Genomic DNA, 22148 nt, shown 5'->3' on the forward strand with positions numbered 1-22148 from the left:
AAATCTTACCCCTATTCAGGGAAGAACTTAATTACAGATTAAATGTAAGAAAAATAGCCTTGAAGCCAGTGGTGGTAAGGGTTTGGGGGAGTTGAGGGGGAGGGAAGAACTTAATAACAGAAACACATAGTAGAGTTAAGAAAAAAAGTTTATTAATAGTGATTTAGAAGAACATCAAAATCCTTGAAAATGGAAATTCCATGAATATAATCTTTCTTAAAGAATCATATTCATTCTATTAGTAGAGAAGTTGTATATCATGGCAAAGTTTGAAGAAGTTCTTCGATACGCTTTAGAAGGGCGTAGACGTGTAAAAGAACAGTTGAAAAAAATTGGTGGTATGGAATTTTACGATGTTATGTTTTCGTATATCGATAAGGAATCATTAGACGAACATTTCGTTTCAGTGCCAGAACAAGGTGGAGGTAAGCTTATTCCTGAAGGGTTAGGTAAAGCGGGGCATGTCTATACTGTAGGCGTTGGCGAGTCAGGTATGATAGGTGTTTACAAATTAGAAAACCAAATCGTATCAGGCTCGGGTAAATTCGAGAAATCGGGAGTTGGATCAAACCGTGCTGTAAAAGAAAGCTTAGATACAGCGTACCGCTACTTTACCGCCAATAGTAAGAGCATCAGTGGAACAATTTCAATTAAGACGAAAGACTATTTAATGCATATTGCGGACTTACAAGGCATTGGCTTGTCACCTCAAATTTCCATTGCGGAACTAATCGGACTTAGTTCAAGTGCGTTAGAAAGACCTGTGCAAGAAAGTACGGTTGTTTTAGGAAACATGACAGTAGGGGGCACGATTGAAAAGATTGAAGAATTAGCAAACATATTGCAAGTTTGTGTGGATGCAGGTGCGAAGAAAGTGTTAGTTCCTTCATCGGCCGCGTCAGACTTCCCAACAATTCCACCTGATCTATTAATCAAAGTTCAGCTAATTTTCTACATTGATCCAGTCGATGCCGTGTATAAGGCGTTGGGTGTGAATTAAAGGTATATGTAGCAAGGCGATAGTTGTCATTGCCTTGCTGTTAGAAAACTAACTCGATTAAAACAACTGATCTATTATAGATTTTTCTTCAAAGCCTATTGGTGATTCGTCATCAGTAGGCTTTTCTGCGTTTGCAATTACTTGTACAGCACCTAACTTATCAGCAATTGCCTGCGCTAATGCATCTACTGAGTTATTTGGAATAGTCCCGTTCATATCATTACGAATTAAGTTGCGGATATAGCAACTCAAGTTTTGTCCCTGCTCCCGAATTGTTTGCAAGTGCGCTATTATATCGTGATCCTCCGCTAAAAAGCTTATCGTTATTCGGTTTCTCATACATTGTTCTTGATTTTTAAGATGGATAGGAATGATTTGACGTTAGCGAATTGCGGATTGACCACGATTTTAGCATGAGGGAAATACTGTTTAATACAATTGTGCAGTAGTAGAGCGCCACCGCCACAGAAGGTAATTGTAGTGTTGTTAAACGTGTAGCCACGACTTTTCGCAAAAGAAATGATTTCTTGGAAATGTGCATCTTTTATTTGTTCAATTAAATGATGGCTGTCGGCGACTATAGCTCCCTCAAACATTAAATATCCATCGTGAATGATTCGTTCGAGATCGTTCGGTGCGACTGCGATTCCAAACTGTTCATTGATCATTCGTCCGATTTTACCTTTCAAAATGTTACAGCCATTATTCGAAACGACCATACTATTAAAATTTGGAGTCAAACCGTCGTGCTGACATAGTGTGGCATTCAAGCCTCCAAGGTCGAGCACAGTTGTATTAACTTGTTTTGACTGTTTCACATCATGAAAAACAGCTCCTACACCTTCAAAAACAGCAATTGTATTGTGAAGTTCAAACATAAAAGGCACACCATTGACTTCGATCATAATAGGGTTATTAAAGTTTTCAATGAATTCAAGGTAACGCTTTTTGGAAGTGGCGTCCTTATACGCTGAAATAGGGATATTTACTGCGACTTTCAAATCGACAGTTGAGGGATGAATATTTGCTTGTTTCAGTAGTTCGGTAATGGCAACATAAATGGACAGCCTATGAATTTCCTTCTCTTTTGATAAATCATAGCTGGAGTAGCTTTCGTCTACCATATTACCGAGGATATAGGTTTTACCGTTATGCTTGACGACATACGAGCCAGCTGGAACATCAATGTCTAACGATGTTGTCACTTCCTGCATTTTGGTTCGGAAGTAAACGTAATGTTCCTTGCTGTGTGAAAGGATTGCTTTAGTTCCATATTTTCCGCTATCAACAGCGATAAGTGCTTTAGGTTTCATAGTTTAAATCAGCTCCTTAAAAGTTTTGATATATACTATGCATCTATTAAATTTTTATAAGAATTTTCATACTTTTTAATGCTTTATACAGTTTGAGGTTTGTAGAATGAAAACTTTACATTTTATGTAGCTGTTTGTTGGAGTTAATTCACTGCTCAACGTGCCAGCTGTTTCAATCAACGTGTTCCCCAAAGTTCTGGTTGAAGCTAAGGACAACGGCTCGTTTCCCTCCCTTGATATAAACGAAAAAATTTTTTCGCACTATCAAGGAAGGTGAAATCGATGATTCAAGTTCCGTATATCAGCTTAAGGAATCCGTTTCGATTTTAACCCCGAACAAATATGTTCCGTTGCTTGTGGTATATTTACCAACTCACCCAGGTCTGCTATTACTGAGCCGACAGCCAACGTCGCTTACAACGCCTCCCGAACAGGACAGGGAATCACGAATGGTGATTAATCTGGGAATTAGCCCGCACGTCTTTCGACACTATTGGTTTACTCCAATAGGCGGGCACGCCACCCTCTAACGGCCAGTAACACCCGATGGCGAGTCGGGGCGGTTTTTAATGTGTTCTCCCGCACCACAGAAAGGACAATATTTAATTTATTGCTTATTTTATATACGATTTAATGAGATTATTCAATGGATATAGTGTTTGACTCTGTTTGACCAAACTGACTCAAAATTTTATGAGGAACTTACCATTATTATGCATTGAGATAGGAAGGGAAATGCTTGGTAATAGTGTTTCATATGGGTTTGTACTTGTAAAAAATATAAGACATTTCATAAATTTTATGTCGAAGCATGTTCGACGTTTATGAAATGTCTTATTTTTGTTAGTTTGCTATTGAGAATAGAGTTTCTTCTTCAAATTCATCTAATATTTGGTCAATCAATTCTGTAGAATAGATTTTTTCGTTAATAAAGTACGCAATTATTTGATCAAACATACTTGAATCAGTAGAAAACGCACGATTGAAATTAGACAGAAGCGAATTGGTTTCTTCAATCGTCAATTCAAAAGCAATCGCCAATTTATAGAGCACCTTGAGAGAGGGCTCTTTTATTTTGTTTGAAATTAGCTTTGACCAGTAATCACGACTTATGACAGCTTTTTCATAAATGTATGAAGGCTTTTCAATGCCTTTTTCAATCATTAATTCATTGATGATTTCGGCAATTGTTTTACGTTTCTTTAACTTTTCTTTACTTATTGTGAGTTCTCTTCTAATTGAATCTAAGTTGTTATAGAATATACAACTTTCTGATTTTAGTGACTGAAGAATTTTGCTAAAGCCATCATATATAAGATAACTCTCCAAATGATCTCTAATCTCATCCACATTAAGCATAAATGAATCCAACCTCCTAAAATTTGTAGCATTAATTATACAAAAGTAGAAAATTGTCATTATACAATATGAATTGTAAATGTTGCCTATAGTGTAATCAAGGTCAACTCGAACACTATAGAATGCAAAAGCTGTTGTAATGCAGTTTTGTAATCCATAAGATAGTGCAAATCAAGGAGGTGAAATAATGAATAATTGTAATACAATTAAGAGAGAGTATATGGAAATTCCCATTACTGGAATCGTATTTCGTATTATTGAAGGAATCGATAAGTTACAACGTGGTGAGATTGATGAATTAACCCATAGTGTAGTTTATGAATTTGAAAATAAAGATCGTATTACGCTAACCTTGACAGAACAGCTTCAAACAGCTGAAGAATTAGTCAGCAATTTAAGTACGACACAAATTCAGTTGTTCATTTATTTGCTGTATCGTTGGCGAATGCAAGGCGGGAATGCCATATTTCAAGTTGAATTGAAGGATTATTATCGTTTCAAAGGAGTTCAAGTTCGAAATGATAGTAAGAAAAGATTTGAACGCGATTTAGCAGTCCTTTCCGCTTTGTCATTTCAAATAATAACAAAAAATAATATAGACTATATTTATAGCTCACTTCTTAAATTCCGCAAAGTAGGTAAGGACTATTATGAAATTCACTTTGATTCTTGGATAGAAAACCTTAACCCATCGCAGTACACGTTACTGCATAAAAACTTCTTTCAATTAAACCCTCGCTATCACCGCGATGCAATATTACTAACACTGAAGGTTTCTCAAATTTATAAATTGCAACTTCGCAAAACCACTTTCCAACCGAACATGAAGCTTTATACCTTATGCAAATTGCTCAATATTTCAACTAAACAAATTAAGCAACAAGGTTTTAAATGCTTACGGCAACGATTTCAAAACATTGCAAGAAGATTGGAGCAAAGTTTTGGATTTGTGATTGACTTAAGAATTGAAACGGATAATTTAACCCAATTTTTTGATAGCAAAATGTATTATGAACACCCGTATTTGAAGGGACATTATCTATCATCTGAACTAAAAAGCCAATAAATTTGGCTATATATTTTTCGGCTTAATGACATCATGAAATGGAAAACAGACGTTAAGAAATGAAAATATGACGTTATCAAATGGAGGATGATGTGTTAAACCCAGGTATATCAAGAGTTCGTAAAAGCAAATTTTGCTCAATAATATAAATAATAATAGTTGAAAAAGAGCTCCTTTAAGGTCGCTCTTTTCAAGCTGGCAGGTAACAAAGAAATTGTAGGAGGCTATGTACATGAGTCGTAACGATTTAATTGAACGTGCAAAACTAATAGTACCGTTACTAACGTATATTGAAAAAGCTACAGGAACTACCGCAACAACTATTGGTAAAACCAAATTCATGAAGCCATGTCCATTTTGTGGGAAAAATAAGAATCATCACTTTGCGATTGATACTACTAAAAATTTGTATAAATCATTCAATCAATGTGTTCCAAGTGGTTCAATTATTGACTTTATAATGCATTATGAACACTTATCTAAAAATGAAGCAATTAAAAAATTAATTGATTTAGCAAATTTAACAACTGAATGGGAGGAAACTGATATGTCAGTAAAGAAGAAAAAAACACATATTATGGAATCAGTAGAATCAAAAGTTCAATTTAACGATGTTGATTTCACTGACTTAGTTGAAAAAGCACATCGTAATGTGAATCAAACAGATTATTTCAAAAAGCGCGGATTATCAGATAACATCATTAATCAATATAAATTAGGGTATGCCCCAGAAGGTTTTTACTTTGTAATAGAAAATCATTCAGATATTCAGGAACAGCCTTACGAAAAGTTGAATTACTATAAATGCCTTTTGCCTATTTGGAATAGTAGAGGCCAATGCAGCTATTTTATCACACGTATTGAAGATAGTAATGTCAATAATGATGTGACAAAAACACACAATTTAAAAGGAAGAACTATTGAACTTTTAAATGAACGCTATTTAATGGATGGTATATCACGTGAGGTAATCTTCATTGTAGAAGGTTATTTTGATGCACTATCTATTGAAGATATTGGTTATCCAGCAATTGCATTGAATGGTGTTAATAATGTAAATCGTCTAAAAAAACTTATTGAAATGCATCAAGAACAGTTAGAAGCAACGTATTTTATCATTATTCCAGATAATGATACTGCAGGTGAACAATTAATCAAAAATATTAATAAAACGAACATTGAATACGATGTTCTTGAATTGCCAGACGGGTATAAGGATGCTAACGAATATTTTGTTGCTGATAAAGAAGCATTTACTCTATTCATTCGAAAAGGTGTGGACAGGCTGTTAAATGCTAAACGTGGCGATTTTTTATTAAATTATTTAGACGATTTCTATTCAATGATAGAAGATAATGAATTTCTACCTATCTCTACTGGAATGGAACGCTTCGATACTATATTAGGTGGGGGGTTCTTCCCAGGACTATATGTTCTTGGCGGTCCTACATCACTTGGCAAAACAGCATTTATTCATCAAATTGCAGATCAAATTGCAGAGGCTGGTACACCTGTGTATTATTTTTCATTTGAAATGAGTCGCAATGAACTAATTGCACGTAGTATTTCGCGCTTAAGCTTTTTAGAAAATCCAAGGAAAGCAATGACTGTCACTGATGTTACCGCAGGAAAGGATTTAGAATCGGTTTCACTCCATTTAAATAATTATAAGAAAATAGCGAATCGTTTCGAAATCTATGAAGGGCGCTTAAATGATACGATTCAAAAAGTTGAGGAGCGAATCAATGAAATTGGGAAGTATCAGAAGAATTTCATAATTATTGTTGACTATTTGCAAGTGATTAATGCTAAAAGTACGTCAACAATTGGTGAGAGAAGCACAATTGATACAGTTGTTACGAGCTTAAAGCAAATCAGCAGAAAGTTTAACATTCCAATTGTATTGATTTCAGCCTTTAATCGCTCCGCATATTACGCACCTATAAGTTTTGAAGGTTTTAAAGAATCAGGTGTGATTGAATATACGGCGGATGTGCTAATGGGCTTGCAGTTTAGAAATTTACCACAAATTAGCAACCAAAAAGATGACTTTAAGAAAAAGGAGATTATCGAAAGTTTCAAATTAAAAGAGCCACGTGAAATAACTTTACAGGTGTTGAAAAATCGCTTTGGAAGTGCTTCAGAACAAATGCATTTGCAGTATTTTGCAAAATATAATTATTTCCGAAGCGTCTAAATAAATATAATTACGGAGAAATTATTATGCTACATCAAGCATCATTGATTAAATTTCGTAGTAAAAAACCATTTGTGGAGCGGTTAAGAAAATATGTAGCACCGCTTGGCGTTTCAAAATTTCAACAAGTGATTATGGTAGATTGGGGCTTGTATTGTGACATTCTATTTGAACAAGGTATCAATATTTCCAATGAATTGCCGAGAGAAGTTTGGGTCGCAATACTCTTTGTTGAAGTGAAATAATGAACTTAGCCATACACTGTTCACTCATTACATTGAAGAATTTATACGTGCAGGCTATCAAATCATTTATTATAGTTTTTACAATACAATTCAAAACATCCAAAACAAACTCCTTTTGCTCTTTGATTATAAATTCATCCGAGATACAACCTCAAGGATTCCAAGTATTCTTCATATATTGGAATCTTCCCCAAATCAGCTTACAGCAACATGTAAACACTATTTCTCATAAACTTATTATAGAAAATTAGCATTTCATAGAAACATCCAATCTCAGACAATTTCAACAATTGAAATGTTGGAAAAATTGTCGTTCTTCTCTATGAAAGACAACTTCGTCCATTGGAACTCTTAAATAATGAATATTATCGAAGTCATTTTAAAGAGCTAAAAGAAATAACGCAGTCACAACGTACCAATTTTATCTAACGTTACTCTTTCGATAAAAGACTATTATGCATTGCAAGAAGGCTTTCTCACAGAAGTGGGCATTGAAAATGTAGTAGATAACCTCATAACCTTTGAGCAGACGCCAGCATCGCTTACCCCTTATACGATGAATTTAACCGTTATGAGCAAAAGCTTAGTGCAAATGAAGCCAGTGCCATTGACGTATCATTCAAGCCATTATTATTTCCAAGACGCATAAATGAAAGGAGCCATATTTATGACATTGAAAAAACAAAGTATAGGAGATTTCCGCAAATTAGACGTTTATTGTAAAGCAATTTTGCTCAATAAGAAGCTTTATAGAATAATAGACAAGTTTCCATCCTATGAAAAGACTAATTTATCAGATCAGTTAAGACGAGCGTCTGTATCGGTATGTGGGAATTTAGCCGAAGGAGTGGGAAACTTCTATTATGGAAAGCAATTCGACCGTTTAAACAGTGCGATCGGTAGCCTTTGTGAATGCCAATGCTACCTCGATATTGCAAGAATACTCGACTATATTAGTCAGGATGAATACCATGCTGTAGACGGTGAAGCAAAAGAAGTGTTAAAAATGTTAATTGGATTGGCGAAACACATTGAATCAGCAATGTCAGGGGAGGCATCATAAATGCATGCGCCGAACTTCAAAACGAATGTGATGTATGAGCGAGCCACTGATCTATTATTCGAGGTCTATTGCGATACTGAAAATTTAGAAGAGGCTCAAGCAATGCCGTTGCGACAATCGGCGCTGTATATTGTGAGAAAAATAACGTGCGCTATTGTTGAACGTAATCATAAGATGAAGATGAAATTGCTGAATCAGGCGAAGGAGAAAATTGTCGCATTGCGTGATGAATCTTATGAGCTGTATGAAGAAGGGGTAATTGATGGCTATATGATTGATGATTTTGCGGAACAGCTGTTAAAGTTGATTAATTATCAGTTTGGGAAAATGAAGAAATCATAATAAAAACATACTAAGATTAGTAGCACAAACCTTGGCCTTGGTTTGTACTACTAATCTTAGTATGTTTTTTATATATTAGTTTGAGCTATAAATGTATTTCATCAACAAGTAGTTACCAGTAAAACTTTAATGAATTTTTTAAAATATTACGTTATCAAATTGCTATTTTTATCTATGATATAAAGATCTATCTTGATCAACAAAAAAGGGTTTCCATAATGGAAAACGTAAATAAGGAGTAGATGAAAATGGGAAAAGGTAGAAAACAGATGAATGATGATTTTGCTAAGTTGTTGAAAAATCTTCGCATATCCAAAGGTTATTCATTGAAACAATTAGCAGAACGCAGTAACGTAACCCCTTCGTATTTGAATAGGCTCGAACGTGGTGAACGAAAGAGACCTACATTCTCGGTGCTTCAACACATAGCGGAAGGTCTTGATGTAGATGTAAATGTTCTGCTTGGATTAGATGCAAAGGATACAAATGAACCACTTTCATTGGAAGAAATGTTCTTCACAAACGAAATCGAGTTTGAAGGAAAACTATTAAGTGCAGATCAAAAAGAAGTTTTATTAGATATTTTACAAGAGGTATTAGAGGCAGATGCAACATCAGTTGAACAGTTGTTAGATGCCTTGAAGAGAATTGGTGAATTAATTGTCGAATTGAAAGAATCGTGATTCACCACCAACGGAGCCAGAAATGGTTTTCCGTTGTACATATCGTATATGTATAAAGTAAATACAGTTTCAATATCATGTTTATATACGGTTAGGACAATAACGCCAAGAACTATTGCAAAAAATATATAAGGTTTATGGATAACATATGTATATAATACATACATGTTATATAACGACCAAATTGGTTTGACAAGAACAAACATTCTCTTTTATAATCTGATAAAAATGAAAGGGTTGTATGGGAAATGAGACGATTATTTATCACTTTCGAAAAGTATATACGGAAAAAAATCAGCACTTACCAGAGAAGAAATGGTAGGTGCTTTTTCTTTGTAAAAAATAAATGACAAAAATATTAACCGATAATAGGAGGAATGTAGAAATGAGTAAAAAAGGTAGTAACAAGGAAGCCCTTTTCGCCATTTACTTAAAAGACCATTACAAAGGTTGGAAGGAGCTATTAAATTTTGAACTATCAAATATTGTATTAGAACAGCGTCATGCAAATAGCAATATTGATTTATCAGCAGTAAACCGTATACGTAAACTGGGCGTTTACATGGAGATTCAATTGACTAAAGCCAATACAAAATATTTGGATCGAATACAAAACATGATGAATAGATACCCCGAATCGGTCATTATTTGGGTGGCTCGTTCTTTCGACAAAATGTTATTGCAAGAGTTAGAAGATTGGATGGCAAAACACAATAAACAGTATATCGACTTCTACGCACTCACTATTTCTGATGAAGCCTTGAAAGAACTGCATAGTCTAAATAAATTGTATAAGCTTGACGTATATCACAAGATGCGTGTTCTAAATGACATAGATAATCTATTACAGGTGGAATATAAACTGATTAATTTACATCCAATGCATTGCGGAAGTGTGGCGATTGAACCTCCAACTTGCGATTTCTCCCGACCAGATGATGTAAAGAAGGCACTATTAGAAGTATTGCAAAAGAGAATGCCGTACTTTTTAAACTTTCATTATCGGAAAAAAACGAACCTCCACGATCACGTGCTTACAGTTGGATCTGGTCGAAGCAACATCTCTTATCGCTGTTCGGCAAATAATGCAAAATCATTGGCATTTGTTGAACTATATTTCGATTCCTCAAGAGGAAAAGAATATGAGAGATTTAAAAATATGGAGCAAACCATTCGACAAAAAGTACACTCTCAAGTCATATTTGAAAATCGGAAAATCGGAGTTTATTTTCAACCATTGCGAACCTATGAAGAAACATTTGAACAAATCGCTGAGATATTTGAGCGGTTCATTTTGTTCTTTAGTCCTTACCTATATGGTGGAAAAGATATAAATGTTATAAGTGAACAGGAAGAAAAAGGTACAAAAGGCATTCAATCTGCAATTTTAACAAGATTGGATTATTCGCCCAATAGATTGGGGGAGGACCTTTTGGAAGAAGAACCATGGGAGACGGAAGATAGTTATCGAATACGGCAAGAAGGAATGGCAGATTTCTACCTGTATAACGGCTAATATTATTTGTGTGGAGGCTGGGACAAAAGAAAAAATGTTAGACCTTTTGAGAGTTTGGTCTAACATTTTTTTGCGTTATATTAATATATTCACTTTAAATTATCATAAATTCAATAATCATTTTTTGCTTTTTCTCAAAAAATTTGAGTTATGTCCCAGCCTCAAAAAGTTTATCCAATCTGTTTTGCATAGATTAAAAGTTCATATAATTACATTTACTGCAGGTTATTATGTAATGCTCTTATGATTTATCTAATGGATCAAGTGAATATTTAACTTTTTTCAAAAAGGAGAGTGATTTCAAATATTTTCAGTATCTTAATATAGATTATCCAATATATCAAGGCGTTTCTGGTGCTTGCATTACATTAAGTGGATATGCAATATCATAGCAATTAACAATAATATCAGATGGATAGTATAAAAAGTCGTATAAATTATTACTCTCCCTTATATATAGAATAAAGAAAATACGACTTTTTGAATAAGAGCAAATCTAATTGATATTCAATCTCTTATTCAAGTAAACGAGCTTTACGACTTTTAAAAAAACTCGGTTTTGTCTTCTATATCGGTATTCTAACGGCAAAGTGGTAATATGAAATTAAATAACAATTAAGTTGGTTTAATGAATAAACGTAAACGCCATAAGGGGGAGTGGAGTAGTATGGAAACAGTATTAACTTATTCTGTAAGGGAGCTACATATTGACCTTCTATTTTTGGAAGAATTCTATTCATCTGAACCATTTCGAAAATGGTTTATTGAAAATACAGTAGGCTTAGATAGCGACATAATAAAGATACTGCGTACAGAACACTCAGTCTTCGAGTTAGAACGGGAATCTGATCTCGAAATTGCATTTGAAGGATCCAAGGGTGAAGTGTTATTTTTAATCGAAAATAAAATTAACGCTCAGTTTCAACCCAACCAAGCAGATGACTATAAAAATCGAGGAATCGAATATATAAGACGTGGGAAATGTGTTGAATTCTATACGATTCTATTTGCACCAGAAGCATATATTCAAATGATAAAACCAAATAATAAGTTTGATTTTTATCTTTCGTTTGAAAGAGTAATAGCACATTTTGAAACACAAGACCAAATGGGTGAACGAGCCAACTACAAAATAAATGTTTTGAAGAAGGCGATTGAAAAATATCAAAATACCCATCTAAAAACAGATTCATCTTCCTCAGAATATCAGCCAAATGAAGTAAATCAAGGGATCACCCAATTTTGGAAGAGGTATTGGGAAGATATTTCAATCCGTTATCCAGATATTCCAATGCCCCAACCTGGTGAAAAAGGACCTGCTTCTACGTTTATCGGATTGGGAAAGAAAGCATTACCTTCCAATGTTATTATCTATCATAAATTTGTACATGGATTTGTAGATTTGCAGTTTGAAAAATTAGGAGATAAAGCTGAGGCATTTATTAGTCACTTTGGGAGTCATATCGAAGAGGGAATGACAATTCAAAGAGCAGGTAAAAGTGCAGTAGTTATTCGAATTGAGGTTCCTAAAATTAACCCACATAAGTTCTATGAAGAGTTACAAGATGATGTACATATAGCACAAGATTCAGCAAAGAGGCTTTTAGATTGGTTTCATTTGAATTCAAAACTATGGATTTCTTTCAATTCTACTTATTAACCATTTAATTAGGGGATAAACATCGTTCAGAATGTATTCTGAACGATGTTTTCCATTACTGAAACATTAATCAGAAGTGTCACACAAGGTAGAACTGATTTTCCCTTTAAAGAGCGTTGACAATATAGTTTAATAGTTTTAGTAATAAATCTTTATTATTGAAAGGAGATAAACAATGGATCAAGCTATTAACATCCAGACTGTGGATCACAACAGCAATAAAGAAAAAGCTTCATCTTCATTATGGCATTACTTCGAAAAGGATTTTATTGATGAAACAATTACCCAATACGAGCAAAAAGTATCAACAGGATTGTCTAACTTAGATGTTGCTCTTGGCGGAGGGATTTCGCCTCAACTGTATTGCCTGATTGGTAGAATGAGTGATGAACGAAACCCGTTCTTGTCATTTATGGCTGAACATTTGGCTTCAAATGGATACACAGTCTTATATTTTACAAACCATGATACAGAAAATACCCTTTTACAACAGATTCTTGCAAGGCATGATTATAAACGATACAGAGATCAATCCCCATATCTTCCCGATATTATCAACAAAATCTCTTCCTCCCATCGTACTTTTCAAGAATATCAAGCAAGTTTATACCCGATTTTAACAACCATTCAAGTTGAAACATGCACTTATATTGATGCTGAAGTAGTAGAAGAGAAGATTTCTTCTTATAAAAAAATGAATTCAAAGGTTGCTATTCTTATAGATGAGCAAGAACTGCCAATTCAACATAGTAAAATTGAGCGAATCAGCGAGCGGATTTATTTAAAGAACATCAATAAAATAGCAATTCAATATGAAGTCCCAATCATTATGAATGTAACATTATTGGAGGTATAAAAATGATTAATGAATTATTAGAAGTAACAGAAGATGTTCTGAAAATTGAAAATGAAGTAAATCAAAATCAGAAGGAGATAAATTTATTGGAAAGAAACTATTTAGATACGGTAATTAATATTGTGAGAAAAGGAATAAAGTACGAAAAAATAGAAAAGGGGAACGGAAAATATTATCTTGATAGTGAAGGTAAATTAATCAAAGGTATTTTACTTGATAAAATCAATTGTGTAGATAAAAACCTTGGATGGTATTGTAAAACTGAGGATAGAGAATTGTACCTTCTTGAAGATGGAACTTTAAAAGTTTTCTACGTGATTTGGGAGTGGAGACAGGGAGATGGATCTACGTTAGAACGTACCATATCAAAGTTTCAAGATGTAAATCAATTTGATATAGATGATATTATAATATCAATTGAAAATCATTTACAGGATAGATTGAAAGAGTTAGGTGAGCGGAAAAAAAGCCAATTAGCAAGATTAGAGAAACTGAAACAGTTACAACTATAACTTTATTCAACAAAAAAATGTGCTTCAACTTGCGATTGCAAGAAAAGCACATACATAGTCATAGCACATTCGCATTGATAATTTTCTGGAGCATTGCCCGAAACGATGGCGATGTAAAGTCATACTGCGGTAGCTTGTCTTCATAAAGAATAATACGGACTACATCATGCTTTATATCCCCGACAGTTGGATTGATATGTGAATAACTATTCTTATTCGAAAGCTCCTTTTTTAAAGGAAGTTGAGTGAATTTTCTCAGCTCTTCTACAGTAAATAAATTAACAGGATAATCTAAGTCAATTCTTAGACGATGCTCTCCAATAAAAATTTTCCCCCATTTATTTGATCGTTCTTTCCAAGTGAGTCCAGTTGTGCTAACTACATTAAAAATTTGTTTTTCTTCATTGCTGACAACAACTTGGCAATTGCGGTAGGATTCAATAACACTGATGATTTCCTTCTGTTTTTCTTGAATTAAGTTCATAGTAGCCTCCATCTCCAAGAAAATCTAAATAGCGTTCTTACGTCATGTTGTATGTGAAAAAGTTAGGAATTGAACTGTATAGGTGTAATTATTCCAAGTAGTTCAATTGAGTTAGGGTCTTAACACGCTAAGTTATGACCTGGATTTTAGTAACTTGCCGTACGACCAAAAAATAAAATCAAGTTTTTTGATTAGAGGTAAGTTGTATTTTTTATATTTGTTATGGAATACAGCAAGTGATTGAGCTAATAGATTTTCCTCTATAATTTTGTTATACGTCTGAACAATCGTGTTTTGTTGGTCCAGATAGCGAGCAATTTTCTTCGCATTATCTTTTAAATGATAGGTTGAGAATTGGAATACTCTCGCTACTTCAGAATCATAAATGGGGTATGTTGGATCAATCATATTTATCAGTTTGTTGTAAAAGAAAATTGAATACTATGATTACCTTTTCGTCTTTTATATTTATATAATTCTTCGATAATTTCTTTAGGATTAATATTATCTTTATTTCGATATTGTTGCATTAATTCAAAATAGGCAGTCTTAAATTCAGATGTCAATCCTGCATTATCAAGCCTATAAAACGAGCGGTACATAAATTGAGAGACAGGGTTTAAAGTAACATCACCTTTTAAGAATTCATTGTATAAGAATACATATACTGCAACAGATTCTTCTTCAAGAATATCAATAATGCCTCCAGAATTTTCATTTATATTTTCTGTTAACAAACAAATGTCCAATTGTTCTCGCCCTCTCGGAAAGAAAATAGAGTAGAATATATGTTATATATTAACATTTATTCGGAGGATATTATGAAAATATCAATAGAAGAAGATTATTTAATCTACATTTATCTGACCGATCCTACATTTATTCAATCTGTTAGCACAATTACAAATATAAATGGATACTTAATGCACGATCAATCTGGAAATTGGTTGGGGTTTCGTGTAGAAAAATCCCAATATAAAAATAGACATTCAATAGAACTTCCATCTGTTGTTAATAATGAGTTTTTGGTAGTGGATTCAGAGGAATACATAGATATTTTGTTTGTTAAAGGCGTTAAACCAACTAATTATTATGAACAAGAGTGTCATCTTGATGTTTCTGAAGGAAAAATAGTTGGGGTTGAAATTAATAGGTACACATGGAATCCCATAGGAAAGAAAAGATGGATTTTACCATATAAAAGTTGATAGTTGAAAGGAGTTGAAGGTTATGTATACACAGCTACTGAGGGAATTTTCTCGAATAAAAGAATCAAATATTCAAGAACGAGAAACATACTTTGATATTTGTGGGTATCCTCATTACGAAAATGTAGTGTCTAATGTACTTGCTTTTTTCTTTGATCCCTTTAAGCCACATGAATTAAAGGATACCTGCATTCAGGCTTTACTTCATGCAACCCACCCTGAAATTGAAAACATAGATGAAGTATGGGAAGTGGAAAGAGAGGTTCGGACAGATAAAGGGACATTTATTGATATTCTTTTAAAAAACGATGACTATGTAGTGCTAATCGAAAATAAAGTGTATGCGAATTTATATAACGATTTAGATGGATATTTTCGCTTTGTAGAGAAGCAATTTCCTCAGCAAAAAGTTTTGCCAATTGTCCTTTGTTTACACACTCCAACAACGGAAAATCTTTTTGGATTTCAGGTCATTACATATGAGAAATTTTTTCAAACTTTAAGATCTCATTTAGGAAATATTATTGACCGAGCCGACTTTCGATATATGCAATTGTTGACTGATTTAATTGTAAATATGGAAAAATTAAAGGAGGGAACGAAGATGGATGATAAGTTTTTGGAATTTGTTTCAGATCATGATGAAGAATTAGTTGATCTGGTCAAAAAGATAAAAACATATCGTGATACCCTACGTAGCAAAGTAAAAGAGGTAAACGGATTATTACCAAATGAAGTGAATAATCTTAAACTGAAAAAGTGGGAACATCGTGACTTAAATCAATTATTTGATATAGCGGTGATAGATGTTGTCCTATCTAATGATGCGAAGCTTGCTATTGATGCGGTACTTGATCATAAGGGCTGGCGAATTGAAATATTCCAACGAGGAATTCAACCAAATTTTGATGTAGTAGAACACTGCAAAAGTAAAGGAATCGCAGGAGAAGTAAAGAATGGGAGATTCCATTCAGAACAAAAATTCAAATTTAACAGTAACCCAGATAGTGTAGCAGAGCATATAAAAAACATTTTGGAAAAACTAACTCAGATATAACGAGAATTGATAGTTGGCATTGTTTTAAGGAATTAACCGAAATAGTTAGGAAGAAAACTTAATAAAAATTCGAAAATCATTCATAACTTTAGAAATTTTATTGAATTTCTAATGAATTAACTTAGCGTTATAATGGAGCTGTCAATACGAAGGATGACAGCTCTGTTCCATTAGATAGTCGAATGATGAAATGTAATATTTGTTCTGGTGAGTTCCTATTAACTATTATCATATTTCTCAGCTTACATCATAAGAGATGTTAATTAGCCGTTTAGCTTTTTCAATATCTTCATCATTAGAAATTGTAACTTCTAAATCACCCGTTCCGAAATGTCCAATATTCCTAACATCACGACTAAATCCAGGTTCGAGTGTAACTGTTTCAGGATTAACTTTTAAATAAAGTAGTATTTTCTCTGTTTGTGGATGAACCGTATCATAAGTAGAGGCAAAAATTTTTGGAGATATGGAGGAAGATAGTTCTCATTCATATTATCTGTGGATAAATCATGTTCTGTTTCTTGATTGTTGTACAGATGGTGGATAAGTATAAATGATTTTGATTTGTGTATATCGCGAAAATCAAATTCTAATTCTACCTTGTCAACAATTCGTTTCCTATCTGACAGGGGGACAAGAGTAATCTTCTTAATTAATAGGTGTAGAAGATGCTTTTTCTGTTCCCTTGTCGCTACTTTATAAACGTCAACAAATTTTGCAAGCAGCTCTCTGACTGGTTCAGGAGAAATTTTTTTGTTTCCGCTTGCTGTAGCCCATTCTGCATTTCATATATTTTTTGTTCGATAGCTGCTTTCTCCTTTGTGATAATATCAAGCCGTTCCTGTAGCATAGAAATAGGGAAAAGGTTCTTTTCAAATGCATTAAAGTATTTTTCTTGTAGTTCTGTCAATTCTTGAAGCCTGCCATTTAGTTTATCTAACTCATAAAGCAATGTATCTTGATTTTCTTCGGCCGTTCGATTAATGCTGAGAATTTTTTGATTGAAAAGGTCGTTGTTTTGTAAAAATTGTTCTATCAGTTGAAACACAATCTCCTCGGCTTCATTTGCTTTGATGGAGTTGGCTTTGCAAGCAACAGAGCCTTTGTTATGAAAAGAGCCGCAGACATAGTAACGATGTCGTCTTTTTGTGCCATCTTTATGGGTATAAGTCGTAATACTTGGCACCATCCCTTGTCCACAGGAAGGGCATTTTAATAATCCGCTCAAAAAGAAAGGTTCGTGCGATTGACGCTGTTTAAATGATTTACTTTTTCTTCTCTCTTGAACAACAGTTGGAAGATAGCGAAGTTAGTGCTTTATGTAGAAAATTTGGCAAAGATATTTCCTTGCTTCCAAATGAAATAGATTCTTTTTTTAAAGGCATTACTACTACTTTCAGAAAAAATGGTTTATATTGGTGGATGTTTGTGCATATTGATTTCATAAAGCTTTTAGAAAAAAGCAATATACAGGAAAAAGATTTGAAGGATATCCAAAGAAAAATCAATTATTATCTGTATTTTATATTCGACCCTAACGATAAGTCATTGACCCTTATCCGATTAGATTTCCGATTTGATGCGGTGGTCCCTCTTAAAGAACACAGAGAATTATTGCTTAAGCTTTATAAGAAAACAGCGGAAAAATATGGTTTCAAAAGGAAGTATGACTTGTATGAAACATCTATATATTTTAATTCAGAGTCTGTAAAGATAATTTGCTATGATAAAGAAGCGGAACGCAAAGCCAAAGGTGAAGATATAAGACCTTCTGAAGAAAATGTTCTTCGTTTTGAAGTTTGTCTTCTTAATCGTCATTTAAATTACATGAAAAAGACGTACGGGTTGGAAAAATGTTTAGAAAGTTACATGAATAATGAGTTTTGGACTAAATATATGAAGGGGAATATTTGTCCAATATTTTTCAAGGGAAATTACTATAAAATTAACACTGCGACAAAAATTATTGAGGAGAGCAATTTTAAGGATAGGGATAAAAAGAAATTAAGGAATTTTCTATGTGACGTCTCGAAGCACGGTATACATGGTGTCAAGAGGCTAATGGTAAAGGACTCTAAAGGAATTTTAAAACCAAAATATAGTAAATATCTATTTAGTAAGTATATACGAATGTTGGAGGAACTCAACATAAATCCCATTTTAATTCCCAAAAATTATAAGGTTGCGTTTGGTAAGGATAAATTTATTAGTAACCCTTTAGACTTTCTACAGAGTTCGTGACGTAGCTTTTTAACAGGTTTAGTATAACCATATATAAAAATTAATGTAAATATATGCTATAATTTTGACTATAGTATATGTTTCATAGGAATATTTTGTCAAATTATGATTTTTGATGAAGTTTTTGGGGGAAATGGGCATGATTAACAATTGGCACCTTCCGCGCAACAAGCGCAAGCTCTATCCAGTTGTGGATATATTGTCGCTTTTTGTTTTGCAAAATTTAGGAGAGGTTTGGAATCAAGACATATCACGCCAATTAAATTTTGAAGAAGAATTAGAACGCTATGGCATTAAAAGACCTGGCCAAAGGCGCGATAGAAGAGCAGGAGGGGCAAGAACCTACGAATCCTGGCTATATAATTTAGGCCTCATATTTATAGAAACGAATACTAATATAGTGCGGACAACGCTGGCCGGAGAAGCTTTATTAGATGGACAGCCTCCTGTCCCCATAATTACAAACCAGCTGATGAAATTACAGTATCCGTCTCCATATTCACTCAGAAGCAGGGTAAGAATTCACCCGCGCTTTCGAGTTAGACCTTTTCGATTTTTATTAAGGTTGCTCGCAGATAGCCGCATTCAACGGCTGTCAAAAGAAGAAATAGCCCGTTTTGTAATAACAGAAGGGGAGAATGAGACAAGGCAGTGTTTTGAACATGTTGTACAGCGAATCCTTAGCTATCGTTCTTATGGAGATGCAGTTTTGCCGTCTAATTTTGAAGAATTGTACGCAAGCAGTACGACAGGTGTACGTTCAAGAGAACAGACTCTATCATATTTAGAGGATATTGCGAACACTTTTATTAACTATTTAGAGTATACACAGCTCATCTCAAGGGATACAAGCGGCAATATCTTTATACATCAAGAAAGATTTAATGATGTAGAAGCTATATTAAACGATGGGACAAGTATACGTCCATTTAATCCAAATCACCCGTTTGGCATTGAAAACTTTCAAAGACATTTCGGTTTGGCTCCAGGACAAAATAGAGATAATAGAAATTTTGGTGGCCAAACTATAACTGATGCAGTATATCGAGAAAGACGAATAAGAAGTGAATTATTGCATATTGCTGGAACAAGACCAATTACTAACATTACATCTTCTTTAATCCAAGAAATTTCAAACTTTACAGGTTATACAGTTCGTCAAGTGGAAGAAGCATTGGATGGTTTCCGTCCAGATACTTTCAGCATGTTTGAAGCAAGTTATTTGAATATGGCTATAAGTGGAACAGAACTCGCTACGGAGTTTGAGATTGCAACTAAAGGTATTTTTGAGCAGTTAGGCTTTCGGGCAGCTCATGTCGGAAATAATCCATTAAATCCTGATGTATTTGCTGAATCACCGTTAAATTATTCAGGGGTAATTGACACCAAAGCATATCGAAATTACAGCATAACTAATGACCATAGAAATCGCATGATTAATAACTATATACCAACTTATCAATCTCGATATGGCAATGTTCAATTCTTTATGTATGTCGCAGATGGATTTGGAAGCAACATTGACTCACAAATACAAGACATTGCTCAAAGAACAGAGGTAAATGGATGTGTAATAACAGCTCGGAATTTAATGCGACTGCTTCAGCGCTACTTGGCAAGACCAATTGACCATAATATATTAAGGGGGATATTTACATTAAATTCCCGAATTATGATTTCACATATTGATTCCCTGTAGAAGAGACTCCTCAGGGGGTCTTTTTTTTGGGAAAGACTTGTTTGTTTTCAAAGATTTGCGAGTATTATATAATAAAAAATATCGAATAAAGTACGAACAATGGAGTTGTCCCAATATGATTTTTAAAAAAGGAGAATTATTTTGCGGGCCTGGAGGCCTTTCTCTGGGAGCAAAATTAGCTGTAGTAGAGAAGGACGGAGAAGTGTACAAAGTTGAGCATGCCTGGGCAAGCGATTATGATAGGGACTCTTGCGAAACTTTTCGGTACAATATATGTCCTGATAGACCAGAGACCGTTATATGTGAAGATGTCCGCAAATTAGACATCACTAAACTTGAAGAAATCGATGCTTTTGCCTTTGGCTTTCCTTGCAATGATTATAGCATTGTTGGGGAGTCAAAGGGATTAGAGGGGGAGTATGGTCCGCTCTATTCATACGGGATTAAAGTTTTAAAATACCATCAGCCAAAGTGGTTTATTGCGGAAAACGTAGGCGGGCTTGAAAGCGCCAATGAGGGGCAGGCATTTATCAAGATTCTTAAGGAAATGGAGGAAGCTGGATACAATATAACCCCCCATCTTTACAAATTTGAAGAGTACGGTGTCCCCCAAGCGAGACGTCGTATTATTATTGTTGGGATTCGCAAAGATTTGGGATTAAGATTTGAAGTTCCCCAAGCCCCGTTTAAAGACGACCCATCAAAGTGGGTTACTTCACGCCAGGCGTTGGAAGAACCGCCTATTCCAGAGGATGCTTTTAATCATGAGTTTACAAAACATCACCCAAAAGTTATTGAGATGTTGGAGCACATTCCGCCTGGAGAAAATGCCTGGTATGAAGGGATTCCACCGCATTTGAGGCTGAACGTAAAAGGCGCTAAATTATCAAATATATACAGACGGCTTCATCCCGATTTGCCAGCTTATACTGTTACAGGTTCCGGCGGCGGTGGAACGCACATGTACCATTATAGGGAGCCAAGGGCGTTAACGAATCGTGAAAGGGCAAGGCTCCAAACATTCCCTGATTGGTATAAGTTTTTCGGAGGAAAGGAAAGCGTACGCAAACAAATTGGCATGGCTGTTCCTCCGCATGGAGCAAAAATAATAATTGAAGCCATTCTAAAAACATTTGCGGGGATACGATACGATACAGAACCTGCGAAGTGGGAAGATGAATTAAATCAGATGTTATCAACAGGTACAAAAAAGAGCAAAAAAACTTCCCGTTCCAAACAAAAAATAAAGAAAGATACTAAAGAAGAAAACGCTGTAAGGGAAGATCAAATCTCTTTTGATTTTAGCCTAACTAATAGCCAGTAGATTGGCTTTCTCAAAAGCTTTGGTTATAGATATATCGTTTTAAAAAAAAAAAGATTTTGAATGCCTATAGTTCAAAGCTTTTTGTTTTGATTTTTTATTTGCTCAATAAAATCAGCAAGTTCATCAACAACTTTGTTTAAATCCTGTTTTACCTCATGCTCCCAAACCCTTTTTATATGCCAGCCATTTTGTTTGTAATAGTTATTTACTTCAGCATCACGTTCTTTATTGCGGGAGAATTTTTTATTCCAATAATCTTTTTTCTTCCTTTCCATCGTGAAAAAGCAAATTTAGATACTATTCGTGTACTGTCCTTCGGAGCT

General features: G+C 34.3%; 22 protein-coding genes and 1 pseudogene. 16 read left to right on the top strand and 7 right to left on the bottom strand.

The window, feature by feature from the left end; genetic code table 11:
* Positions 1 to 271 precede the first annotated feature (271 nt).
* A pseudogene (locus ACFPOH_RS13865) lies at positions 272 to 1000 on the top strand (S16 family serine protease); the annotation flags it as partial.
* A gap of 57 nt (positions 1001 to 1057) precedes the next feature.
* On the opposite strand, the gene ACFPOH_RS13870 reads toward ACFPOH_RS13865, so the two are convergent.
* The 3 genes from ACFPOH_RS13870 to ACFPOH_RS13880 all read right to left on the bottom strand — a co-directional run bounded on the left by ACFPOH_RS13870 (position 1058) and on the right by ACFPOH_RS13880 (position 3672).
* Positions 1058 to 1252: a hypothetical protein gene (locus tag ACFPOH_RS13870; RefSeq protein WP_390310223.1), complete on the bottom strand. Its 195-nt coding sequence runs from the start codon at positions 1250 to 1252 to the stop codon at positions 1058 to 1060.
* Positions 1253 to 1335: 83 nt separating this feature from the next.
* Positions 1336 to 2313 carry a ParM/StbA family protein gene (locus ACFPOH_RS13875; protein ID WP_390310225.1) on the bottom strand — a complete coding sequence of 326 codons (978 nt, stop codon included), beginning with the start codon at positions 2311 to 2313 and terminating at the stop codon, positions 1336 to 1338.
* Between the two features lie 843 nt (positions 2314 to 3156).
* Complete coding sequence (locus ACFPOH_RS13880) at positions 3157 to 3672, bottom strand: helix-turn-helix domain-containing protein (protein ID WP_390310227.1); 516 nt, start codon at positions 3670 to 3672, stop codon at positions 3157 to 3159.
* Positions 3673 to 3859: 187 nt separating this feature from the next.
* On the opposite strand from ACFPOH_RS13880, the gene ACFPOH_RS13885 reads away from it, so the two are divergent.
* The 10 genes from ACFPOH_RS13885 (at position 3860) to ACFPOH_RS13930 (ending at position 13812) form a co-directional block, all read left to right on the top strand.
* On the top strand, positions 3860 to 4738 hold the full coding sequence (locus ACFPOH_RS13885; protein WP_390310229.1) for a hypothetical protein: 879 nt from the start codon (positions 3860 to 3862) through the stop codon (positions 4736 to 4738).
* 232 nt (positions 4739 to 4970) lie between these two features.
* Positions 4971 to 6935, top strand: a complete 1965-nt coding sequence (locus ACFPOH_RS13890; RefSeq protein ID WP_390310231.1) for a DnaB-like helicase C-terminal domain-containing protein — start codon at positions 4971 to 4973, stop codon at positions 6933 to 6935.
* 26 nt (positions 6936 to 6961) lie between these two features.
* Positions 6962 to 7180, top strand: coding sequence for a hypothetical protein (locus ACFPOH_RS13895; RefSeq protein WP_390310233.1), 219 nt, complete (start codon positions 6962 to 6964; stop codon positions 7178 to 7180).
* A 667-nt stretch (positions 7181 to 7847) separates the two neighbouring features.
* A complete protein-coding gene (locus ACFPOH_RS13900; protein ID WP_390310235.1) occupies positions 7848 to 8243 on the top strand; it encodes a four helix bundle protein in 396 nt (131 codons plus the stop codon).
* Positions 8244 to 8585 (top strand): hypothetical protein, encoded by a 342-nt coding sequence (locus ACFPOH_RS13905; protein ID WP_390310237.1) that lies wholly within the window; start codon positions 8244 to 8246, stop codon positions 8583 to 8585. It abuts the gene before it with no gap.
* A gap of 248 nt (positions 8586 to 8833) precedes the next feature.
* Positions 8834 to 9268, top strand: coding sequence for a helix-turn-helix domain-containing protein (locus ACFPOH_RS13910; protein ID WP_390310239.1), 435 nt, complete (start codon positions 8834 to 8836; stop codon positions 9266 to 9268).
* Between the two features lie 385 nt (positions 9269 to 9653).
* Positions 9654 to 10784 carry a hypothetical protein gene (locus tag ACFPOH_RS13915; RefSeq protein ID WP_390310241.1) on the top strand — a complete coding sequence of 377 codons (1131 nt, stop codon included), beginning with the start codon at positions 9654 to 9656 and terminating at the stop codon, positions 10782 to 10784.
* Between the two features lie 667 nt (positions 10785 to 11451).
* Positions 11452 to 12444, top strand: coding sequence for a hypothetical protein (locus ACFPOH_RS13920; protein ID WP_390310243.1), 993 nt, complete (start codon positions 11452 to 11454; stop codon positions 12442 to 12444).
* A gap of 175 nt (positions 12445 to 12619) precedes the next feature.
* Entirely contained in the window at positions 12620 to 13300 is a 681-nt protein-coding gene (locus tag ACFPOH_RS13925) for a hypothetical protein (protein WP_390310245.1), read from the top strand.
* A gap of 2 nt (positions 13301 to 13302) precedes the next feature.
* A complete protein-coding gene (locus tag ACFPOH_RS13930; protein WP_390310247.1) occupies positions 13303 to 13812 on the top strand; it encodes a hypothetical protein in 510 nt (169 codons plus the stop codon).
* A gap of 58 nt (positions 13813 to 13870) precedes the next feature.
* Here ACFPOH_RS13930 and ACFPOH_RS13935 read toward each other — a convergent pair whose 3' ends face one another.
* Both ACFPOH_RS13935 and ACFPOH_RS13940 read right to left on the bottom strand, forming a co-directional pair.
* A complete protein-coding gene (locus tag ACFPOH_RS13935; protein WP_390310249.1) occupies positions 13871 to 14296 on the bottom strand; it encodes a hypothetical protein in 426 nt (141 codons plus the stop codon).
* Between the two features lie 413 nt (positions 14297 to 14709).
* Complete coding sequence (locus tag ACFPOH_RS13940; protein ID WP_390310251.1) at positions 14710 to 15045, bottom strand: hypothetical protein; 336 nt, start codon at positions 15043 to 15045, stop codon at positions 14710 to 14712.
* A gap of 72 nt (positions 15046 to 15117) precedes the next feature.
* Here ACFPOH_RS13940 and ACFPOH_RS13945 point away from each other — a divergent pair, with 72 nt between their 5' ends.
* Both ACFPOH_RS13945 and ACFPOH_RS13950 read left to right on the top strand, forming a co-directional pair.
* Entirely contained in the window at positions 15118 to 15504 is a 387-nt protein-coding gene (locus ACFPOH_RS13945; RefSeq protein WP_390310253.1) for a hypothetical protein, read from the top strand.
* Positions 15505 to 15526: 22 nt separating this feature from the next.
* A complete protein-coding gene (locus ACFPOH_RS13950) occupies positions 15527 to 16561 on the top strand; it encodes a PD-(D/E)XK nuclease family protein (protein WP_390310255.1) in 1035 nt (344 codons plus the stop codon).
* Between the two features lie 691 nt (positions 16562 to 17252).
* On the opposite strand, the gene ACFPOH_RS13955 is transcribed toward ACFPOH_RS13950, so the two are convergent.
* The gene (locus ACFPOH_RS13955; RefSeq protein WP_390310257.1) at positions 17253 to 17789 is read right to left on the bottom strand and encodes a recombinase zinc ribbon domain-containing protein; all 537 of its coding nucleotides are present in this window, start codon (positions 17787 to 17789) and stop codon (positions 17253 to 17255) included.
* A gap of 32 nt (positions 17790 to 17821) precedes the next feature.
* On the opposite strand from ACFPOH_RS13955, the gene ACFPOH_RS13960 reads away from it, so the two are divergent.
* The 3 genes from ACFPOH_RS13960 to ACFPOH_RS13970 all read left to right on the top strand — a co-directional run bounded on the left by ACFPOH_RS13960 (position 17822) and on the right by ACFPOH_RS13970 (position 21825).
* Positions 17822 to 18802, top strand: a complete 981-nt coding sequence (locus tag ACFPOH_RS13960; RefSeq protein ID WP_390310259.1) for a phage/plasmid replication domain-containing protein — start codon at positions 17822 to 17824, stop codon at positions 18800 to 18802.
* A 139-nt stretch (positions 18803 to 18941) separates the two neighbouring features.
* Positions 18942 to 20501 carry a restriction endonuclease FokI C-terminal domain-containing protein gene (locus ACFPOH_RS13965; protein ID WP_390310261.1) on the top strand — a complete coding sequence of 520 codons (1560 nt, stop codon included), beginning with the start codon at positions 18942 to 18944 and terminating at the stop codon, positions 20499 to 20501.
* Between the two features lie 115 nt (positions 20502 to 20616).
* Positions 20617 to 21825 (top strand): DNA cytosine methyltransferase, encoded by a 1209-nt coding sequence (locus ACFPOH_RS13970; RefSeq protein ID WP_390310263.1) that lies wholly within the window; start codon positions 20617 to 20619, stop codon positions 21823 to 21825.
* Positions 21826 to 21896: 71 nt separating this feature from the next.
* On the opposite strand, the gene ACFPOH_RS13975 is transcribed toward ACFPOH_RS13970, so the two are convergent.
* Entirely contained in the window at positions 21897 to 22100 is a 204-nt protein-coding gene (locus ACFPOH_RS13975; protein WP_390310265.1) for a DUF559 domain-containing protein, read from the bottom strand.
* Between the last annotated feature and the right edge of the window lie 48 nt (positions 22101 to 22148).

Origin of the sequence: Ureibacillus suwonensis (assembly GCF_042655065.1) — a bacterium.
Taxonomy (GTDB): Bacteria; Bacillota; Bacilli; order Bacillales_A; family Planococcaceae; genus Ureibacillus; species Ureibacillus suwonensis.

Coding starts and splice junctions, on each gene's coding strand:
- ACFPOH_RS13875 (WP_390310225.1), bottom strand. CDS start 2,313: ATGAAACCTAAAGCACTTATCGCTGTTGATAGCGGAAAATATGGAACT.
- ACFPOH_RS13975 (WP_390310265.1), bottom strand. CDS start 22,100: ATGGAAAGGAAGAAAAAAGATTATTGGAATAAAAAATTCTCCCGCAAT.
- ACFPOH_RS13920 (WP_390310243.1), top strand. CDS start 11,452: ATGGAAACAGTATTAACTTATTCTGTAAGGGAGCTACATATTGACCTT.
- ACFPOH_RS13915 (WP_390310241.1), top strand. CDS start 9,654: ATGAGTAAAAAAGGTAGTAACAAGGAAGCCCTTTTCGCCATTTACTTA.
- ACFPOH_RS13950 (WP_390310255.1), top strand. CDS start 15,527: ATGTATACACAGCTACTGAGGGAATTTTCTCGAATAAAAGAATCAAAT.
- ACFPOH_RS13935 (WP_390310249.1), bottom strand. CDS start 14,296: ATGAACTTAATTCAAGAAAAACAGAAGGAAATCATCAGTGTTATTGAA.
- ACFPOH_RS13890 (WP_390310231.1), top strand. CDS start 4,971: ATGAGTCGTAACGATTTAATTGAACGTGCAAAACTAATAGTACCGTTA.
- ACFPOH_RS13930 (WP_390310247.1), top strand. CDS start 13,303: ATGATTAATGAATTATTAGAAGTAACAGAAGATGTTCTGAAAATTGAA.
- ACFPOH_RS13925 (WP_390310245.1), top strand. CDS start 12,620: ATGGATCAAGCTATTAACATCCAGACTGTGGATCACAACAGCAATAAA.
- ACFPOH_RS13905 (WP_390310237.1), top strand. CDS start 8,244: ATGCATGCGCCGAACTTCAAAACGAATGTGATGTATGAGCGAGCCACT.
- ACFPOH_RS13880 (WP_390310227.1), bottom strand. CDS start 3,672: ATGCTTAATGTGGATGAGATTAGAGATCATTTGGAGAGTTATCTTATA.
- ACFPOH_RS13910 (WP_390310239.1), top strand. CDS start 8,834: ATGGGAAAAGGTAGAAAACAGATGAATGATGATTTTGCTAAGTTGTTG.
- ACFPOH_RS13895 (WP_390310233.1), top strand. CDS start 6,962: ATGCTACATCAAGCATCATTGATTAAATTTCGTAGTAAAAAACCATTT.
- ACFPOH_RS13960 (WP_390310259.1), top strand. CDS start 17,822: ATGATTTACTTTTTCTTCTCTCTTGAACAACAGTTGGAAGATAGCGAA.
- ACFPOH_RS13965 (WP_390310261.1), top strand. CDS start 18,942: ATGATTAACAATTGGCACCTTCCGCGCAACAAGCGCAAGCTCTATCCA.
- ACFPOH_RS13970 (WP_390310263.1), top strand. CDS start 20,617: ATGATTTTTAAAAAAGGAGAATTATTTTGCGGGCCTGGAGGCCTTTCT.
- ACFPOH_RS13945 (WP_390310253.1), top strand. CDS start 15,118: ATGAAAATATCAATAGAAGAAGATTATTTAATCTACATTTATCTGACC.
- ACFPOH_RS13900 (WP_390310235.1), top strand. CDS start 7,848: ATGACATTGAAAAAACAAAGTATAGGAGATTTCCGCAAATTAGACGTT.
- ACFPOH_RS13885 (WP_390310229.1), top strand. CDS start 3,860: ATGAATAATTGTAATACAATTAAGAGAGAGTATATGGAAATTCCCATT.